At 68.2% G+C, this 3172-nt stretch carries 3 protein-coding genes; all 3 read left to right on the top strand.

Annotation, left to right across the window (positions count from 1 at the left end; translation table 11 throughout):
- Positions 1-65 precede the first annotated feature (65 nt).
- Positions 66-533, top strand: coding sequence for a DUF3017 domain-containing protein (locus tag E1281_RS38770; protein WP_131884673.1), 468 nt, complete (start codon positions 66-68; stop codon positions 531-533).
- Between the two features lie 174 nt (positions 534-707).
- Positions 708-1925, top strand: coding sequence for an NADP-dependent isocitrate dehydrogenase (locus E1281_RS38765; RefSeq protein ID WP_131884672.1), 1218 nt, complete (start codon positions 708-710; stop codon positions 1923-1925).
- 300 nt (positions 1926-2225) lie between these two features.
- On the top strand, positions 2226-3172 hold a 947-nt coding region (locus E1281_RS38760; protein ID WP_131884671.1), incomplete at its 3' end, for a malate dehydrogenase.

Below are 3172 nucleotides of genomic sequence, written 5' to 3'. Positions count from 1 at the left end.
GGACGACGGTGAGCCGAGAGGAGCTCGTCCATTGAATGGCGGCGGGTGGGGGCTGGAGGACGGTCTTGAGCACTGAGGTGCACCGGCGGCGGCGCAGGACGCCGCGTCGCAAGGGGACCGCGCCGCACTGGCTCGCGCAACTGCCCTACCTGATCGTGCTCAGCGGGGTCGGCGCCGGCCTCACGCTCTGCGCGTTCAACTACTTCCGCAAGGGCTCCGGACTGATCGCCGCGGCGCTGCTCATCGGCGCGCTCGCGCGGCTCCTGCTGCCGGAGTCGCAGCTCGGCCCGCTCGCGGTCCGCAGCAGGTCCATCGACTGCTGGACGCTCGTGATCATGGGGGAGATGGTCGCGTTCGTGGCGCTCAGCATCCCGCCGATGCACAAGACCGGGCTCCTCCTCGCGGGCGCCTTCGGGGTGCTGATCCTGCTCGTCCTACTGGCGCGCGGTGTGAAGCTTCTCATCGCCAAACGGCGGGACGGTCCGCCGGGCCGCCATGTCGTCCCAGGTGAAGGCGGCCCCGAACGCCCGTAACGGCCGGGTCAGGTCTAGACCTTCCGGGCGCCTCGGCTAGCCTTGCCAATTGAGCCTTACAAGGACCGAGTCCCTTCAATCCGGGGTGCACCGGCGGCCCGACACCGCCATCCCCCCACCGAGGATGACAAGGGCCTCACCGCTGGCCAGGTGTAGGAAAGGGACAGCCACAGCATGCCCAAGATCAAAGTAGCGGGCCCGGTCGTCGAACTCGACGGCGACGAAATGACCCGGATCATCTGGAAATTCATCAAGGACCAGCTGATCCTGCCTTACCTCGATGTCGACCTGAAGTACTACGACCTGGGAATGGAACACCGTGACGCCACGGACGACCAGGTCACGATCGACGCCGCGAACGCGATCCGCGAGCACGGCGTCGGCGTCAAGTGCGCGACCATCACCCCCGACGAGGCGCGCGTCGAGGAGTTCGGCCTGAAGAAGATGTGGCGGTCCCCGAACGGGACGATCCGCAACATCCTGGGCGGCGTGGTGTTCCGCGAGCCGATCATCTGCTCCAACATCCCCCGGCTCGTCCCCGGCTGGACCAAGCCGATCATCATCGGCCGCCACGCCCACGGCGACCAGTACAAGGCCACCGACTTCGTCGTCCCCGGCCCCGGCAAGGTGACGATCACCTACACCCCGGCGGACGACTCCGAGCCGATGGAGTTCGAGATCGCCGATTTCCCCGGAGGCGGCGTCGCCATGGGGATGTACAACTACGACGACTCGATCCGCGACTTCGCGCGGGCGACGATGCGGTACGCGCTCGAGCGCGACATGCCCCTGTACATGTCGACGAAGAACACGATCCTCAAGGCCTACGACGGCCGGTTCAAGGACCTCTTCCAGGAGGTCTACGAGTCCGAGTTCAAGGCCGAGTTCGAGTCCAAGGGCCTGGAGTACGAGCACCGGCTCATCGACGACATGGTCGCCGCGGCGCTGAAGTGGGAGGGCGGCTTCGTCTGGGCCGCCAAGAACTACGACGGCGACGTCCAATCCGACACACTCGCGCAGGGCTTCGGCTCGCTCGGCCTCATGACGTCCGTCCTCATGACCCCCGACGGCAGGACCGTCGAGGCCGAGGCCGCGCACGGCACGGTGACCCGGCACTACCGGCAGCACCAGCAGGGCAAGCCGACGTCGACCAACCCCATCGCGTCGATCTTCGCCTGGACCCGCGGCCTCGAGCACCGCGGCAAGCTCGACGGCCAGCCCGAGGTGAGCGACTTCGCGCGCTCGCTGGAGCAGGTCTGCGTCGAGACGGTCGAGAACGGCCAGATGACCAAGGACCTGGCGCTGTTGGTCGGCAAGTCGACGCCCTTCTTGACCACGCAGGAATTCCTGGAGGCTCTCGACACCAACCTCCAGAAGAAGATCAACGGCTGACCTCGCAGGTTGACTGCGAGTATTCGAGCACCCACTCCTCGCGCATGCGGGGATGAGCGTGTGAAGGCCGTCCCGGGGTCGTCCGGGGCGGCCTTTCGCTCGTCCGGGGACGGTGTGCCATGCCGGGTGGTGCACCTGGCGGGAGGCGGGTAGGGGACGCGCGATAGCCTGAACCCGGCAGATATCTCGACGGCGAGAGACCCGCGTGCAGTGCCGGGCGCACGGGCGGGGCTCTCGGGCGGTCGGGTTCCGAAGGATGGCCGCCTGAGCCCCGTCAGGTCACAGCAGGAGAAGAAGGCAATGACGCGCACCCCAGTCACCGTCACCGTTACCGGCGCCGCGGGCCAGATCGGCTACGCGCTGCTGTTCCGCATCGCGTCCGGGCACCTCCTCGGCGCGGACGTACCCGTACGCCTGCGGCTGCTGGAGATTCCGCAGGCGGTGAAGGCCGCCGAGGGCACCGCGATGGAACTGGACGACTGCGCGTTCCCGCTGCTGTCCGGCATCGAGATCTTCGACGACGCGGCCAAGGCGTTCGACGGCGTGAACGTCGCGCTGCTCGTCGGCGCCCGTCCCCGCACGAAGGGCATGGAGCGCGGCGACCTGCTGGAGGCCAACGGCGGCATCTTCAAGCCGCAGGGCGAGGCGATCAACGCCGGCGCGGCCGACGACGTCAAGGTCCTGGTGGTCGGCAACCCGGCCAACACCAACGCCCTCATCGCGCAGTCGCACGCCCCGGACGTCCCGTCCGACCGCTTCACGGCGATGACCCGCCTCGACCACAACCGCGCCCTCGCGCAGCTCTCGAAGAAGGCGGGCGTCTCCGTCTCCGACATCCGCAGGCTGACGATCTGGGGCAACCACTCCGCCACCCAGTACCCGGACATCTTCCACGCCGAGATCGCCGGGAAGAACGCCGCCGAGACCGTGAACGACCAGGCGTGGCTGGAGAACGACTTCATCCCGACCGTCGCCAAGCGCGGCGCCGCCATCATCGACGCCCGCAACGCGTCCTCGGCCGCGTCCGCCGCCTCCGCCGCGATCGACCACGTCCACACCTGGGTGAACGGCACCGCCGACGGCGACTGGACGTCCATGGCGGTCGTGTCGGACGGCTCCTACGGCGTCCCCGAGGGCCTGATCTCGTCGTTCCCGGTCACCACGAAGAACGGCACGTGGGAGATCGTCCAGGGCCTGGACGTCAACGACTTCTCCCGCACCCGCATCGACGCGACGGTGAAGGAGCT

Source organism: Actinomadura sp. KC345 (genome assembly GCF_004348515.1).
In the GTDB taxonomy this organism is placed as follows: domain Bacteria; phylum Actinomycetota; class Actinomycetes; order Streptosporangiales; family Streptosporangiaceae; genus Spirillospora.
This window is presented reverse-complemented; position numbering and strand designations above follow the sequence as displayed.

Coding starts and splice junctions, on each gene's coding strand:
- E1281_RS38765 (WP_131884672.1), top strand. CDS start 708: ATGCCCAAGATCAAAGTAGCGGGCCCGGTCGTCGAACTCGACGGCGAC.